This window comes from Mesorhizobium sp. M7A.F.Ca.ET.027.02.1.1, assembly GCF_004022985.1.
In the GTDB taxonomy this organism is placed as follows: Bacteria; Pseudomonadota; Alphaproteobacteria; order Rhizobiales; family Rhizobiaceae; genus Mesorhizobium.
Window position 1 is genome coordinate 1 of sequence record NZ_RZOL01000127.1, and the last position, 15,121, is coordinate 15,121.

General features: G+C 60.4%; 10 protein-coding genes and 5 pseudogenes. 8 read left to right on the top strand and 7 right to left on the bottom strand.

From position 1 onward, the window contains the following. Together EN749_RS15820 and EN749_RS15825 are read left to right on the top strand one after the other, a co-directional pair. On the top strand, nucleotides 1-534 hold a 534-nt coding region (locus EN749_RS15820; protein WP_145990926.1), incomplete at its 5' end, for a prolyl oligopeptidase family serine peptidase. 38 nt (nucleotides 535-572) lie between these two features. After that, nucleotides 573-1,271 (top strand): OmpW family protein, encoded by a 699-nt coding sequence (locus EN749_RS15825; protein WP_128363477.1) that lies wholly within the window; start codon nucleotides 573-575, stop codon nucleotides 1,269-1,271. 743 nt (nucleotides 1,272-2,014) lie between these two features. Here EN749_RS15825 and EN749_RS15830 read toward each other — a convergent pair. Further along, the gene (locus EN749_RS15830) at nucleotides 2,015-2,233 is read right to left on the bottom strand and encodes a helix-turn-helix transcriptional regulator (RefSeq protein ID WP_029354714.1); all 219 of its coding nucleotides are present in this window, start codon (nucleotides 2,231-2,233) and stop codon (nucleotides 2,015-2,017) included. Nucleotides 2,234-2,342: 109 nt separating this feature from the next. Here EN749_RS15830 and EN749_RS15835 point away from each other — a divergent pair, with 109 nt between their 5' ends. Next, nucleotides 2,343-2,609 carry a DUF2285 domain-containing protein gene (locus tag EN749_RS15835; protein ID WP_029354712.1) on the top strand — a complete coding sequence of 89 codons (267 nt, stop codon included), beginning with the start codon at nucleotides 2,343-2,345 and terminating at the stop codon, nucleotides 2,607-2,609. A gap of 280 nt (nucleotides 2,610-2,889) precedes the next feature. Here EN749_RS15835 and EN749_RS15840 read toward each other — a convergent pair. Next, a pseudogene (locus EN749_RS15840) lies at nucleotides 2,890-3,100 on the bottom strand (integrase core domain-containing protein); the annotation flags it as partial. A gap of 47 nt (nucleotides 3,101-3,147) precedes the next feature. Between EN749_RS15840 and EN749_RS15845 the strand changes: the two are divergent. Together EN749_RS15845 and EN749_RS15855 are read left to right on the top strand one after the other, a co-directional pair. After that, complete coding sequence (locus EN749_RS15845; protein WP_165778579.1) at nucleotides 3,148-3,399, top strand: DUF5372 family protein; 252 nt, start codon at nucleotides 3,148-3,150, stop codon at nucleotides 3,397-3,399. 273 nt (nucleotides 3,400-3,672) lie between these two features. Beyond that, nucleotides 3,673-4,341 (top strand): annotated as a pseudogene (locus EN749_RS15855) (recombinase family protein); the annotation flags it as partial. A 61-nt stretch (nucleotides 4,342-4,402) separates the two neighbouring features. Here the strand turns inward: EN749_RS15855 and EN749_RS15860 are convergent. Continuing rightward, complete coding sequence (locus EN749_RS15860) at nucleotides 4,403-8,311, bottom strand: AAA family ATPase (RefSeq protein WP_165778577.1); 3,909 nt, start codon at nucleotides 8,309-8,311, stop codon at nucleotides 4,403-4,405. A 1,375-nt stretch (nucleotides 8,312-9,686) separates the two neighbouring features. Here EN749_RS15860 and EN749_RS38775 point away from each other — a divergent pair. Further along, a complete protein-coding gene (locus EN749_RS38775) occupies nucleotides 9,687-9,863 on the top strand; it encodes a transposase (RefSeq protein WP_236372026.1) in 177 nt (58 codons plus the stop codon). 99 nt (nucleotides 9,864-9,962) lie between these two features. On the opposite strand, the pseudogene istB reads toward EN749_RS38775, so the two are convergent. The 4 genes and pseudogenes from istB to EN749_RS38785 form a co-directional block, all read right to left on the bottom strand. Next, nucleotides 9,963-10,688: pseudogene (gene istB / locus EN749_RS15870) on the bottom strand (IS21-like element helper ATPase IstB); the annotation flags it as partial. Then, nucleotides 10,688-11,449 (bottom strand): annotated as a pseudogene (locus EN749_RS15875) (IS21 family transposase); the annotation flags it as partial. The pseudogenes EN749_RS15875 and istB, both read right to left, overlap by 1 nt. Nucleotides 11,450-11,670: 221 nt before the next feature. Next, nucleotides 11,671-11,922 carry a DUF2285 domain-containing protein gene (locus EN749_RS38780; protein ID WP_236372019.1) on the bottom strand — a complete coding sequence of 84 codons (252 nt, stop codon included), beginning with the start codon at nucleotides 11,920-11,922 and terminating at the stop codon, nucleotides 11,671-11,673. Between the two features lie 130 nt (nucleotides 11,923-12,052). Beyond that, on the bottom strand, nucleotides 12,053-12,478 hold the full coding sequence (locus EN749_RS38785) for a DUF6499 domain-containing protein (RefSeq protein WP_245491411.1): 426 nt from the start codon (nucleotides 12,476-12,478) through the stop codon (nucleotides 12,053-12,055). Between the two features lie 1,145 nt (nucleotides 12,479-13,623). Here EN749_RS38785 and EN749_RS37710 point away from each other — a divergent pair. Together EN749_RS37710 and EN749_RS15885 are read left to right on the top strand one after the other, a co-directional pair. Further along, on the top strand, nucleotides 13,624-13,890 hold the full coding sequence (locus EN749_RS37710; RefSeq protein ID WP_165778576.1) for a S9 family peptidase: 267 nt from the start codon (nucleotides 13,624-13,626) through the stop codon (nucleotides 13,888-13,890). Further along, nucleotides 13,887-14,759 (top strand): annotated as a pseudogene (locus EN749_RS15885) (prolyl oligopeptidase family serine peptidase); the annotation flags it as partial. The gene EN749_RS37710 and the pseudogene EN749_RS15885, both read left to right, overlap by 4 nt. Between the last annotated feature and the right edge of the window lie 362 nt (nucleotides 14,760-15,121).

Here is a 15,121-nt window from a genome sequence, read left to right on the forward strand (position 1 = left end):
GCCGCCGAGGGTGGCTCAAATGGCGGCCTGCTGATCGCAAACATGCTGACCCGCTATCCTGAGCATTTCGGGGCTCTGTTCTGCACAGCACCGCTTATCGACATGCGTCGCTACACCAAGCTCTTGGCGGGCGCGAGCTGGATCGACGAATATGGCGATCCGGACAAGGTTCACGATTGGGCTTTCCTGAAGGAAATCTCCGCCTATCACGCCGCAGCGCCGGGACAGCCCTATCCGCCTATCCTGATCGCCACCACGAAACGCGACGACCGCGTCCATCCGGGCCATGCGCGCAAGATGGCCGCAAAACTGCAGGCTCTTGGCTATCCCGCTTACTTCTACGAGGCCAGCGCAGGCGGGCACGGCTGCGGCGAGGACAATCGGGAGCAAGCCGCATTCATCAGTCTAGGCACCAATTTTCTCCGCAGCGCAATCGGCTTCAACGATCACCCTCCGGAGACGGCGGAACGCGTTGCAACGCAAGAGGGGCATTTGAGGTCCATCAACAATTCATTCGAGCAGGAGACGAAATAGTGCAGTGCATCCTTTCTGAACATCAAGGAGTGAATTTCATGGCGAGAACGCGAATGGGCGTAGCGCGGGCAATAGCAGCGGCGGTGGCCCTAATCATGGTGGGACAGCAGGCCGTCGCCGCGGAGCCTGCGCAAGCAGAGACCGTCCTGGCGGAGACGGGAGCCTCGGTCACCGAAGCGCCAAGCCCTTGGCAGGTCCGCCTGCGGGCGTTGGGCGTCGTTACGAAAGATCTGGGCTACGTTGATACGCTTCCCGGCTCCGGTCTTTCCTATTCGGACACGGTGACGCCGGAACTCGATATCTCGTATTTCTTCACCGACAATATCGCCGCCGAACTCATACTCGGCACCACCCATGCTAACATCGAAGGTCAGGGAACGATCCGCTCGGCGGGCAACATCGGCAAAGTTTGGCTGCTCCCGCCCACGCTGACATTGCAGTACCATTTTACCGATCTCGGCGCGTTCAAGCCTTATATCGGCGCCGGCGTGAACTACACGATCTTCTATAACCAGGACACTGGCAGCGCTGACGCTCTCAAGGTGAAGAACACGTTCGGCACGGCGCTGCAGGTCGGATTCGACTACATGGTGGACCAGCACTGGGGCCTCAACTTCGACGTGAAGAAGCTTTTCCTGAGGCCGGACTTCGACGTCACGGTGGCCGGCGCAAAGCTGACGGGGAAGGCGGAGCTCGATCCCTGGCTGATAGGCGCAGGTGTCACTTACCGCTTTTGAATATCAGAGTGAAGTCTGCTTCCCGACTGCCGGTTTAAAATTAAGGGCGCCTCGCGCGCCCTTTTTTACGGTCGACACTGCAGGGCGAGACCTCATGAAGCCATTGTCGAGAGGGCGGGGCTCTCTTCCGGCGGACCAAGAAGGTGCACTGGCCAGCCTGCCTCGCGCCTGAGATCGAGTGCTTAGAAGCGCTTTGGATCGGGACGGGCTTTGGTATTGTGGGTGGAATGCTTCAGCCAGACTATTTGCCAGCATCGTCTCCCGGACGTCATGTCTGAGCTTCGTGTCAGCGCAAGGCGAACACGCGGCTCCTAGATGCCGACACGATGGCTGGTTCAGCCATGCTGCGACAGTTGCCTGTTTTTTTCAGTTCCTTTGCTGTTCGTGCGCTAACCGCAACGCTCCATACTAGTCTCGCGTGCCTGTCCCCGTGGGGTGGGCGGCAGAAAGCGATTAGGCCCGCTGAAAGAGGCGGACCGCATCCGAAGGACCGTAGCCAAGAGAAGGACCTGAAGCGAGAGCGAAGGTTGCGGGAGGCCGCGGCGGGCCTAAAAGGCAATGCCGACCAACCCCCACGCCCCAGGAAAGGCTGACAAAAACCGCAGCGGCCGACTGTCCAATAGGGTGCGCCGCGCCAGGGCGAGCCAAATGGCAGGGGCTGCCGGGGGGCCCTAAGAAAAGCGTGGGTTCACGAGCACCCGGCGCACGCCATCAGGCCGCCAGCTACTTGGAGGGCGGGTGTATCAGGCCTGTTTGTCGGGCCGAACCAGATCCATGTGGCTAACGCCGAGGGCCAATGCCAGTTCATAGATCGTGATAATTGTCGGATTTCTTCGGCCTTTCTCCAAGCCGCTGATGTATTGCTGACTGAACCCGGAAATCTCCGCAAGCTGCTCCTGCGTCAGACGCTTCCTTTGCCTGATCCTCTGCACATTCCGTCCAACCAACTTGCGCATATCCATGCACGCAAGCCAGCGGATCAGGCGGCTTGAGTTTATCAACTATAATATGTAATCCACATTTAGCAGGCAGAGGGCTTCGCGGGTCCATTGGCCGGAGATAGAATTAGCGATGTTACAGCCCAAATCGAACACGCCGTTTGCCGACGAGGTCCCCTGGTCGGACCGCATTACAGCCTACGACAAGGACCACTTTACGACCTATATGAGGCTCCTGGACGCCTCAGCCGACAACGCCACTGAAGAGGAAATGGCCCATGTGATCCTCGGCATTGATCCGGCACGCGAACCGGAGCGCGCACGGAACGTTCTTCGCAGTCATCTCGACCGTGCAAACTGGGTGGTGACGAGCGGCTACAAGGATTTGTTCGCCAGTTGACGAAATGGGCGGTGCGGTCGCTTCGCTTCAAGCAACGAAGTCGCGTAACCACCATGCATCGACGCATCACCACAGCGCGAATGCGCTCGAAGATGATCGCGAGGACTTCCAGTCGGCGCGGATGGCCCAGCGCTTCGCTGTCTCATCGTTTTGTCCTCCGCTCGCCAATGGCTGCTTCCCAGGAAGCGGTGCGGCGGCGAGTCATGACAGGAACGGGCCCGCCGTCTGAGCCGCACCGCATCCGGAGGACCGGAACGAGGAGAATGACCCGAAGCGAGAGCTAGCTGTGGAGCCTCAGTAGGTTGTCCCGATCTAAGCCGATACGACTGATGGGTGGTTTTGATCCTAGGCTGCCGTTAGGCCTGTGCCAATTGTACCGATGAAGCCAATGCAGCAGTTCGTCCGTGTTGAGAGCTGTTGTAGGCTCGCGCGTAAGCCCATTCGCGCAGGCTGGTCTGGATGAAGCGTTCGGCCTTGCCATTCTTTCAAGTTCAGGACTGCAGTTCGTGCTGACACTCAAGCGCGTATAGAGTTCGAGATCACTCACCCGTTCCATCCGTGGCGCGGCCAGCGCTTCGTGCTGTCGACACGCAAGCAGAACTGGGGCGAGGACCGCGTCATGTTCTACGACGCGGAGGGACGGCTTCGCTCACTGCTTGCGTCATGGACGGACGTCGCCGCACCCGATGTTTTCATTCAGGTCTCGGCGGGTAGGTCGTTCATGCGTCCAGATGACCTGGCAACCCTGGCGGCGTTGATCGAGCAGATCGAGCGCAGCCATGGCGGCTGAATGCGTGTCAGGCAATTTATGCCGCATATGTAAACCTAATTATGCCCCGCATGCAGGCGTTTCCTGTGCGGTCAGGCCTGCGTCAAGGACATCGGCGCCATCGTTTTTCATGGCTTTTGGCAAGGGCTGGCGGTGCTGATCGCGGCTCCTCAGCCTTCCCCGCCGATGCATCGGCGGCCGGAACCACCGCCCACGGCTTCGGCTGCAGTGCACGATCGCTAGCTCGTGCACATGCTCGCCAACATGTGCTGGCAGCAGAGACCCGAGGCAATCATGTCTACTGACATCGCCATGAAGGTTGACGCCGACCATCTGCGGCGTGATGCATTCCTCTACGTGCGTCAGTCCTCTCTTCGTCAGGTGTTCGAGAACACCGAGAGCACCAAGCGGCAATACGCCTTGCGCGATCGCGCAGTGGCGCTGGGCTGGCCGATCGAACGTGTCCACGTCATCGATAGCGACCTGGGCCTCTCCGGCGCGCAGTCGCAGGACCGCGACGGCTTCCAGCACCTGGTGACCGAAGTGGCGATGGGGCATGCAGGGATCGTGCTGGGGCTGGAAGTGTCGCGCCTAACACGCAACAATGCCGACTGGCACCGTCTCCTTGAGCTGGCCGCTCTGTCGCGTACGCTCATCATGGACGAGGACGGCGTCTACGATCCGGCCTATTTCAACGATCGCATGCTGCTCGGGCTGAAGGGCACGATGAGCGAGGCCGAGCTGCACATTCTGAAGTCGCGGCTGCAACGCGGCATTCTCAACAAGGCGCGCCGCGGCGAGCTCGAGATGCCGTTGCCGATCGGGTTGGTCTACACCCCTGACGCGCGGGTCGTGCTCGATCCCGACCGACAGATCCAGGACACGGTGCGGCTCCTGTTCGATACCTTCCGCCAGACCGGCTCAGCCTGCGCCGTCGTGCGCCGTCTGCGCGGCGAGAAGATCTTTGACGCGACACGACCTGCGTCATTGAACGTACAATCGTGGGATCAGATGTCGATTGCGGCTAGACGTTGTAAAGCACACCGACGATTTTCCGGGCGCCAATGACCGTCGGAACCCCATTTGCAGCCTTTCCCACGGAAAGGACCTGTGACGATCCCATCCCGCCTATGCTCTCGAACAGCCTGAAATGGGAAAGATCGCCCGGAAGCGCCGTGCCCACCCGCTTGAAAATGCTGGATCCGTCATCAAGGCAAAGGGCGACGAGCGCATCCTGGTGATGCCCGAGGGTGTCGAGTTGGATGTGGTCTCCTCCGAGGACAACTTGCTTATCAAGAGCGAGCGGCACGGCACTTTCATCGACCACGCGGAAGGCGATTGCGATCCGCTGCAACTCCCTGTTGGCGTCGACTGCCACGGCCTCTTCCGGGCCATGATCGACCCTCACCGTGTGGTCGAAAATGATCCCGACAACTTGGTGAATTGCCGTTTCATCCTCGGGAAGAAAGACGCTTTTTGGATTGCGGATGCGCGGGTCCGGCGTCTCGGCGGTGAGGGCGATTAATCCGCCACCTTTTGCGTTGCGAACTAACCGGCGCGCGTAAACGTCCTTGCCGTGCCGAGCGATCACCAGCCGCCGGTCCGCGCTTAACGTGGGTATGGATTTGACGATAGCGAGGCTGCCAGGGGGTGCCGCAAAACCAAAGTTGGCTCGCCTGAGATAGTATGCAACGCAGCTCTCAAGAACGCAGGGCTCGAGAATTTCCGGCTGGTCCTGGGTTTCCGCACCCGCCCGGTGCCTAGTAAAGGCCGCCAAATCGGGACAGATGACGACCCGCGGTGCAGCGAGCGAGGTGAAGTCGATCGCGGCCGGCGCCGCAAGCTTCTGCTTCGCTGCTGGCAAGTCCCGCCGGCGCCAGCGATAGCATTCTTCACGAATGTCCTCCGCAAGCTTGATCAGATCAGCCAATTGGCCAGCGCATTGCGCGACCTCACCAGCCGTGATGTCTTGGCGACGCCCGTGGTGGGCCTTGTTCATCAAGGCCACCACCGGGGAGTTGTCACCCAGCGCAGGGTGTTCAGCGAACCGCCTGAAAATGTCTGCGCCGAACATCCCGGCCGACCCGGCCCGTACCAAGGGGCGCATTCGCTGCACGAAATCGGCGAGCGTGGGATTCGGTGCCGCCTTGGCCCAGGATGAATGGGCCGGATCGTCGAACATGTCACCAAGCTGCGCCTCGAGGAACACGCGACATCCATCGGCGAAATCGCGTGCGGGCTCTTCTTCATTTGGGTCGGCATCGAAGCGCTTCTTGCGCTCAAGCAGGACGGAATGGGGCACGATCGTCCTGAGACGGGGCTGCAACCGTGTCGCGGGGTGCACGGCAAGATGCTCAACTCCGCCCGGAAGCTGGATTTTGGCAACCCGGCCGCTGAAGCGAGGATCATAAGACGTAACGATCACCTGCGCGCCACCACTCGCCAATTTTCCGAGCGCGGCCGCCAGCCGCTCCCGGTTTTCATCGTCAAGCAGCTCCTGAGGATCGTCAAGCACCAGGGTAGTCAAGCCACCGCGCTCCTTCAGCACGTGCTGCCAGAAGGCGAAAAAGAACGCGACCAAACTCGCTCGCAGGGCCGACGCGTTCGTGACATGTTGGGCTGGGGCCGCGACGCCTCCTGTTTGGACTACGAGGTCCAATTCCCCTTTGCGGCCCATACCGGTATCGACGAGTTGGTGAGCCGTATCGGGAAATGCGCCGAGATAGATGAGATCACGCCAAGCGGCGGCATCCGTTCGAAGAATTTTGCGAAGCTGGTCGACTTGCTGGTCAGCCAGCGTCCCCAAATCGGCTAGTTGACCGAGCGCCGTGCTTGCCGTCGCGTAGTTGCCAAGCCGGGCTTCAGCCGCCCGGCGCGTCGCCAAGTGCTTTGAAAGCCGCGCACACTGGGTCAACGCGTCCGAGATCGGCTCGGCTGCTTTGACGATGCTTTGGAGTTCCAACAGCTTCCCCGTGAGGGTCAGTTTCTCTGTATGCTCCCCTTCCTTGGGCTTGCGCCCGAGCACGCGGGTCAGGACATCCTTTGCCAAGGCATCGTTGTTTTGGCGCCAATGGGCAAAGCGGATTGCTCGGTTAAGGCGCTCCAAGGCTAGTTGAAGGTCGCTACACCCTGCTGGCAACGAGATGGCAAGGGGATCATCCAACTCCGCGCGGTTCTGGAATACGGCATCGAGGCTTAAGGCCGTTGGGGATTTCAATTCGCCAAGAATGCCTGCGAACGGTGCGAACGAAAAAGCCTCGTCGACAAGCGCTTTTCGCAGAAGGTCGCACGGATGCGACGGCAAGTCGGCGACCAACTCAGTGCGAAGCGCCTCGGGTAACGAGCGCAACAGATCGCCATGGGCATTTGCCGCCCAATGGGCCAGGGTTTGCGACAAGAGGTCAGCATCGGAGGCAGACCCGGCTAGGTGCTGTTTGACCGGTTGGCCCGTAACAGGGTCAGCGGCATGGGAATGATCGCCACCACAGACGACGCACCGGTTTTGGTCGCGTGCTGGGTCCGGATGATCGGCCATCCAGGCCTTGATCCGTGCATACAAGCGCGTGCGCGCTGCGCTCGATGGATTTTGCGCCAGCTCCTGCAGGGTGCGTGCTTCCGTCAGAATGGCATTTAGCCTGTTTTCGGCGTCGCCAAGCTCGTCCGGCGTCAGTTTGCGGAGGTCGGCGAGCCGTGCGATCGACTTCAACGTTTGAGGCTGGCTGACACGCTCGAGCGCCCGACTGATATTCTCTTCGAGGTCCGAACGCAGTTTTGCATCGGCGGGGTCAAAACGCCCGCCAAGGATCTCTTTCGCGGACTCAAACGCGCATGCCTTTGCGTCATCGAAGTTCGTCTTGATGGTCTTAAGCTTTTCCTCAATGGCCTTGTCGTCCGACGGGATTGGCACCGGCGTCGGCGGCTCCAGCATAGCATGCGTCCGCAAGATCTTTTCGAGGTCGCCTTTGGCAATGTTGTAATCGGCGTCCGCCTTATCGCGTTCGCCGCGCTTGGCCTTGATGAGATCTTTGTCGATTTTGGTTTTCGCGCGACGCGAATGTGCAGCAAGGTCCACGAGCGCTGACAACCCTGTAAGCTCGGACACTGCGCGTCCGAGTTCCGACTCAGATCCCAACTGAATGAGCGGGAGTAAGCCCGGCATCACGGTGCCGATGCGAAGTGCGATGGGATCGACCCCGAGCGGGGTTAGATCTGGCGGCAACTCCTTCAGCTTGCCCTGAAGCGAGCGCGTCATGCTGCGGCGGATGGGGGGAAGCTTCACGCCGCCATCTTCAACGAAGGTCAGTTCAACCCAGGTATCAGCTGGAACCCAGTCCTTGTCGGGTCGGTACTGATCCAAGAATGGCATTGGTGTCAGTGACGACAATTTGTGCGTTGTTCGCTCGTCCTCCGCATTGCCTATCCAGCAATCGAAGTCCTCCGGGCTTTCAGGTTCGCGCTGGGGCCGAAGCATCTGACCTGTGAGCGTCCAGATGACGGCATTGAGTAGCGAGGTCTTGCCGGATCCGTTCCGCCCTTCGAAGAGCGTGATTGGGCACGAGAACTCGTGGACATAATTCTCCGGGGCCGCATCCGGTGTCCCAAACTTATGCAGGCCGGCGAACCGGTGGGCCTCCACCCTCTTCAGCCGAAGTCGCCTGTTGTTCGCGTTCGCGGGCCGCGAGGGCAAGGCCTTTACAGCAGGTGGCGGTTGGGAAATCGCGTCTACGAGTTCTTCCGCATGCGGAGAGCGGACATCAGCGGTCCAAGCCGCAGGGCCACGATTTTGGTACCATCCCAAGGCGCTACGCGTTGCAGCATCAGGCAGAGAAAAGGTGTGCCCGCCCTCAATGAGAACTGGCGTGCCTACGATTAAATCGGCAACTAACGAGTCAATGGTGTGCAAATGCAGCGCACGAGCATTCGATCTATCCATGTTTTCGTCTGTCCATTGTTGTGCCCGAGACATCGTTCACCAAAGGCAGCACGCTCTGCATCGGCCGCACCGCGAAGTCATCAGCAGCTCTTCTTTTGAATAGGTCTGGGGACGATCTACCCCACATGCTTGTTGAGATATCCGTCTTCGCATCCATCTTTAATCATTGATGCCGTGCATGGACACCAGACTAATCTTTGCACACTCACCCCTTACAACCTCTCGTAAGGACCAGTGCCAAAGCTGTCCGGCGAACCCTTCCGTCGATCACCGGCAGTTTTCCGGGACATTCGCCTCAGCAATCTGGCTGCTTTAAGTGATTTCCCAGTCTGCGTCCTTGTAGGCCAATGGCTCGCACGGTGACATATAGCAGCCCCGGTGGACCGGGTTGCTCGAATAATCGCACCATCGTCGCAGGAACTCGGCGTTTTCGCGCCGTCTGCGCATAAGTCCCGCAATTGGCTGTTGTGAGGTGGTAAATCGCCGCTTTACGGTCGCGCGGGGGGAGCTGCCGAGGTGCATCGTTGCGTCGAGGGGTGCGTGACCGCGCATTATTGGGGGACCGCGAAGCTCGGTCGTTAAATTCGCCGTGCTCCCATCCGTTCATGTGAAGCCGTTCGCCAAACATCAGAAGCCAAACATCAGAAGATGGATGATTGCCGCCCTCCCCCAGACGGCATCGCAATGTGCCAAGATCGTGGTGTTCAACGCCACGAAAAGGAGAGAACGGCAAATGAAGGGTACTATGATCGGGGTGGATCTGGCAAAGAACGTTTTCCAACTTCACGGCGCGACAATGACGGGGCATCTCAGTTTCCGTAAGAAGCTGACGAGGTCACGGTTCCGGCAGTTCATGGCAAGCCAGCCGCCTGCCGTGGTTGTGATGGAAGCAGGCGGCAGCGCGAGCTACTGGGCCCGAGAATGGTCAAATTTGGCCACCAGTGAAGCTGATCGCACCTCAATATGTGCGGCCCTTTGTCAAACGGTAGAAAAACGATGCTGCCGATGCTGAAGTAATCGTCGTTGCACCACAGCGCCCGGAGATGCGTTTTGTACAGCCGAAGTCGGAAGATCAGCAGGCATGCGCTGTGTTGTTCCGAGCTCGGGAGCGCCTCCTCCATCAGCGCATCGTGCTTGTGAATGCTTGCGTTCGGTACTGTACGAATATGGCCACGTCATCCGAAAGGGATCGCCCACATCAAGCGGATTGAAAGTCTCCTTGAGGAGCCGAACAGTGACCTGCCAGCCCTGGTGCGCGAGAAATGCTTTGATCTGCTCGAACAGATTGCTGAAAAGACGGCCCGGATCGAGGTCAAAATGGCAAAGGCCAAAGCCCTTTTCCCTGGCGACTGATACAGCGCGGCGAATCCAGACAATGTCTGGTGTCGGGCCCCAGACTGCGTTGGCGATCAGCGGCTTTGCTCCGCCGATGGAGAGCTTCAAACGCGGGCGAGACTTTGCGGCCTGGCTTGGGCTCGTGCCGAGTCAATACACCTCTTGTCAAACGGCATCCAAAGTTGACCCCGCTCGGCATCCAATTTTGACCCCCTGATGTAGAGCGCTGCGGTGAGCGCCCGACCGGGTGGAACTGGTCTGGGTGGTGCAGCCCGGTCGGGCGCGGCTGATTGGGCTCTGGCGGCTTTAGCTTTTGAGAGCGGTTCTTGAAGCGCCAGGATTCGTTGCCGGTCTCGATGATCTCGCAGTGATGGGTGAGCCGGTCGAGCAAGGCGGTCGTCATCTTGGCGTCGCCGAAGACGGCCGGCCATTCACCGAAGGCGAGGTTCGTGGTGACGATGATCGAGGTCCGTTCGTAGAGCCGGCTGATGAGGTGGAAGAGCAGTTGGCCGCCGGCCTGGGCGAAGGGGAGATACCCGAGCTCGTCGAGCACTGCGAAGTCGAGCCGGGTCAGGTAGTCGGCGATGTGCCCCTGCTTGCCGGCGCGATGCTCGGTCTCGAGCCGGTTGACCAGGTCGACGACGTTGAAGAAGCGCCCGCGAGCTCCGTTACCGATGAGCGCCCGGGCAATCGCGATGGCGAGATGCGATTTGCCGGTTCCGGTGCCGCCGATGAGAACAGCGTTGCGCTGGTCCGCGACGAAGGCGCCGGTGGCGAGATCGCGGACCAGGGCCTCGTTGACCGGCGTGTCGGCGAAGTCGAAGTCGTCGATGTCCTTGGCGAGCGGCAGCTTGGCGACGGTGAGCTGGTATTTGATCGAACGGGCCTGCTTCTCGGTGATCTCGGCCGACAGCAGGTCGCCGACGATCCTGGGCGGCTCGTGCTGACGCTTTATGGCGGTGGCCATGATCTCGTCATAGGCGCTGCGCATGCCAGAGAGCTTCAGCGTCCCCATCAGGTCCAGTATCTCGGTGCGTTCCATCAGCTTGCCCTCCTGAGGCTGTCGTAGCGGGCGCAGTCGGCCTGCGGCTCATGGCGCAGACGCAGCGCGTCGGATGTGAGGATGGTCACGGCCGGTGCCGGATCACGCCGGCGGGCCACGATATTGAGGATGACGGCCGACGAGCAGACGTTCTCGGCGAGCGCCTGCTGGCAGGCGGACTCGACGGCGTCGAGACCATCGGACAGCACCGCCGTCAGGATCGCTACCATCTGCCGATCGCCGTCATCGGCAGCCTTCAGCCTGCGCCGCACCCGCTCCATCGCCGGCGGCAGCTCCCAGCCCTGGAATGGCGCGCCGTTGCGCAAGGCGCCGGGCTTACGAGCCAGCACGGGAACGTAGTGCCATGGGTCGTAGAGCGTCTGCCCGCGGCCGAACGAGCGGACATGCTCGCCCACAATCACCCCGTCCTGACGGATGACGATGCGGTCGGCATAGGCCTGGATCTCGACCGGGCGGCCGACGGCGGTCGACAGCACCGAGTATTTGTTGTTGTCGAAGCGCACGGTGCAGGTCTTCGACACCGAGGCGGGAACCGTGTGGAAGCCATCGAAGGGGCTACGATACTCGACCAGTCTGCCGCGCTCTTCCTCGAACACATCCCAGATCGTGCGCTCGGGCTGGTCGACATGGCGGTGAGCCTTGGCCCAGGCGACGCATTTGTCGAGCAGCCAGGCGTTCATCTCCTCGTAGCTCCTGAAGCGCAGGCGGGGCGTGAAGAAGCGTGCATGTACCGTGCCAAGGCAAAAAGCATTTGAAACGCCCGATAGTCAGCTTCCCTTACGTTGCGTACTCGACATTGTCGGCTATCGGACAATGCCGAACGTGCATCGGCATCGACCGACGCCTGAACCAGAGCGCACCCGCAGGACGCTTCGCAGCCGTGTCGACCTGGCGAGCTGATGCGACCAAGTACTAGTTCCGAACTGTTCGACGGCTGACGCACAGGGCGGACGGTTACTTTTCAAGTGAGGAGATCTCTGTATCCGCCATTCATAAGGGCGCGGCCACGAGAGACGGCGCGGCGAATGCGGTCGCGCAGATGGTCGCGAGGATCCCTCCAGTCGGCATCGACGCGGCGTTGACCAATCAGCGCTTCGGCGAGCTCGCGATGTGAGGCCCCGGCAAGCGATCCGTCGAGCGCACGAAGAACGAAGTTTAGACGGGGACCGCGTTTTTCCCGCGGAAACAAGCGGGCAGGCAGACGTTGACCCACACTTAGAGCATTGAGGCACTCGAGCGCCCTCAGGCGGTGCCTCAAAAGCTTCGCGGGCCAGATCGCCTCGGTTCGGAGACAGACAGGGTGCAAGATATCCGCGCCAGAGACGGCGAGCTGGAGCGTATGCTCAGCATTGCGAAGAAGAACATGTTGGCCCTTGTCGGGCGCCAGCAGGACCGTCGCACGACATGGCAATGCCAAGAGTTGGTACGGCGTTGTCTCCGACGATGCTGGCAGATGTTCTGCAATGACTGGCAACACATGGACGCACCAGAGCGGAGACCAGAAAACGATCGAATTTCGCCCATAAGACTCGGCGAAACAGAACACCCCAGCGTGACAGGTCGCCGGCCGACGCGACCACGTCAAGCAAGGGTTGGTAAGACCAGCTATTGGCCTGCTGGCTTGCAGCCGTCACATCACGCTGGAATGCTGGATTGCGGCGCAAAAACTCCCAAGCCCATTCGCGCGGCGTCATACCAGTGGTGTAGTCGTATGATCTTTCATCCCGCCAATCAGCCTCGACCGCGCCAGTCACGAGAACTGCAGGCATGACTGTGCCCCCCTGCCCGCCCCCACGAACGTCGAAACGTCATGCCTCCTGGCAAAGCACCGGCGCCGGAGCCACCAGACCTCGATGGAGGCATTTCGTCGAAGCGTGCGCCATTGGCACCTTGGAGGGCAGAAGGCGCGCGCAAACAGCCAGAACACCGTCGAACCCGCGCAGCGACAGCCAGCGCGGCCTGAGCACGCCAAGGGTATTCGTTTCGTATCGGTGATCGGCTCCTGCGTCCAGTTCAGGGCGTTCCTTGGAGACGTAGTGGCGTGGCGGTGGATTGCACGATGCTTGTGGGCAAGTTGTCGTGGCGCGGGCTATAAGGTCAGTCATCTGGGTCTCCTCGGGGGAAAAGTTTCGCCATTGGAGGCCAAGTTCCGCGCTATGGCAGGCTGTATAGTTGTACAGGTTAAGCCGTAGTTCAGTGGGCGCAAACGCGGCGACGCAGTGCAACCGCTTCTTTGGATGGTGCTCACGCAGGGCTTTTTGCGAGGGGTATGGAGATGGAGCGCGGCCGGGCCCCACTGGCGCCTGCTGCAGCCCATTGTTCCAAGCAGACTTGCCCCGCACTGCCCATTGTTTGCGGGCATGCCAATGCGCGGCGTCAGCAAGACATCGCCGGCCATGGCCGTCTGGCCGAGATACTACGCCGAGCCCGAGCTCCCCCTCTCCTGAACCCTCATAGAGCATATCGACTGCGGCCCGACATCAGCTCAAGTTGCCATAGGGACCAGTCGCATGCGATCGCATGGTGTCTGCCATGAATCCGTATGCGTGAAGCGCTCCAGAGCGAAGATGTTGGGCGTCAACCAAGTTCACCAATGAGCTTCACTGCTCGAGTTCTGCATGGTGTCACCGACTGGCGCCGGAGGTTCATCCGGTGATTAGGAGGAGCACTCGGTGTCGGATTCTCGACGATGTCGGACATGTGACACAACGCTTCCAGAACGATCGCATTGTTCATTAACGTTTTTCCCAGTTGCCACGACGATTGCAGTCCTATGCGCAAAAGCACTGCGACGCCGCACCGGGAAGAACTCATCCATGAACACGCTTTTTGGACATGCGGGCGCCCCCGCAAACACCGGACAATCCCGAGCAAACGGAAGCCATTCGACTTTCATTCCTCAGGTCGTCCGGACATGACCGAATTCGATTTCCGCCCTACAATGAATGCACCCGACGATGACCCCCATCTCTGGTTTGAAGATGTAGAACGCGAACGTGCACTTGCGTGGACCGCCAGCCAGTCGGCAAAGACCCTGAAGCATTTCGGTGGAACGCAGTTCGAGCGCGACCGGGCGGCGCTTACAGTGATGTTCGACCGTTTCGACAGGATTCCCCTGATCGCGCGCCGCGGTCAATACCTTTACAATTTCTGGCGAGATGCGGGAAATCCGCGCGGGTGAAGCGCAGCCCGGAGAATTTCGATGCATCTGGACTGGTGGTCACGCGCCACGAGGCAGTCTCTATCGATCATGAGCTGATCCCCTATACGCAGGTTGGTCCGGCGAACGGGAACGGAGATGCTCCGGTTCACCTTTCCGCTTATGGCGGGTTCGGCATATCGCTCCTTCCCTACTACAACTCCCCGCTGGGCAAGCTGTGGCTCGAGCGCGGCGGCACGTGTGTGGAGGCGAACATCCGCGGCGGCGGCGAGTTCGGCACCCGCTGGCACGATGCCGGGCGCAGGGAGGGCAAGCGTCTCGCCCATGACGATTTCGCCGCCGTTGCCGCCGACCTCGTGCGAAGGGGCATCACCCTGCCGAGGCGGATTGCCGCCGAGGGCGGCTCAAATGGCGGCCTGCTGATCGCCAACATGCTGACCCGCTATCCTGAGCATTTCGGGGCTCTGTTCTGCACAATTCCGCTTATCGACATGCGTCGCTACACCAAGCTCTTGGCGGGCGCGAGCTGGATCGACGAATATGGCGATCCGGACAAGGCTGACGATTGGGCTTTCCTGAAGGAAATCTCCGCCTATCACGCCGCGGCGCCGGGACAGCCCTATCCGCCTATCCTGATCGCCACCACGAAACGCGACGACCGCGTCCATCCGGGCCATGCGCGCAAGATGGCCGCAAAACTGCAGGCCCTTGGCTATCCCGCTTACTTCTACGAGGCCAGCGCAGGCGGGCACGGCTACGGCAAGGACAATCGGGAGCAAGCCGCATTCATCAGTCTGGGCACCAATTTTCTTCGCAGCGCGATCGGCTGGCACGCCGATAGCCTTCATAAAAGACCGGGAGCTCGACAAGGGCGAACTTCGGATGAGTGAGTACAGGTCGAGTACTGCGGCAAGGGTGCAAATAATGCGAGCACGGTTTGCGCAAATGCGCGCCCGCACGCTGTCGATCTCAATCAATACTGCAGGACTATAGCAGTCTACCATTTTCTGAAGAGCAAGGAGCAATATCATGGTAACAAGTAAATCAACGTGGCGCGGGGAGTAGTAGCGGCCGTCGTCCTGATGCTGCTGGCACAGCAGGCTGTCGCGACGAGCCATCCACAAGCCCCTGCGCCTCCCGCCTCCCCCGTCCCGTCGCCCTTACCCGTGCCCGTCTACGACACCAATCTAAGAGCCAAGCTCTTGGCAGATCCGCCTGCGCGGCTCCGCTACGTCCGGAGGCTCAATAGAAT

Coding starts and splice junctions, on each gene's coding strand:
- EN749_RS38785 (WP_245491411.1), bottom strand. CDS start 12,478: ATGCCTGCAGTTCTCGTGACTGGCGCGGTCGAGGCTGATTGGCGGGAT.
- EN749_RS15830 (WP_029354714.1), bottom strand. CDS start 2,233: ATGGATATGCGCAAGTTGGTTGGACGGAATGTGCAGAGGATCAGGCAA.
- EN749_RS15825 (WP_128363477.1), top strand. CDS start 573: ATGGCGAGAACGCGAATGGGCGTAGCGCGGGCAATAGCAGCGGCGGTG.
- EN749_RS37710 (WP_165778576.1), top strand. CDS start 13,624: ATGACCGAATTCGATTTCCGCCCTACAATGAATGCACCCGACGATGAC.
- EN749_RS15860 (WP_165778577.1), bottom strand. CDS start 8,311: ATGGATAGATCGAATGCTCGTGCGCTGCATTTGCACACCATTGACTCG.
- EN749_RS15835 (WP_029354712.1), top strand. CDS start 2,343: ATGTTACAGCCCAAATCGAACACGCCGTTTGCCGACGAGGTCCCCTGG.
- EN749_RS38775 (WP_236372026.1), top strand. CDS start 9,687: ATGTCTGGTGTCGGGCCCCAGACTGCGTTGGCGATCAGCGGCTTTGCT.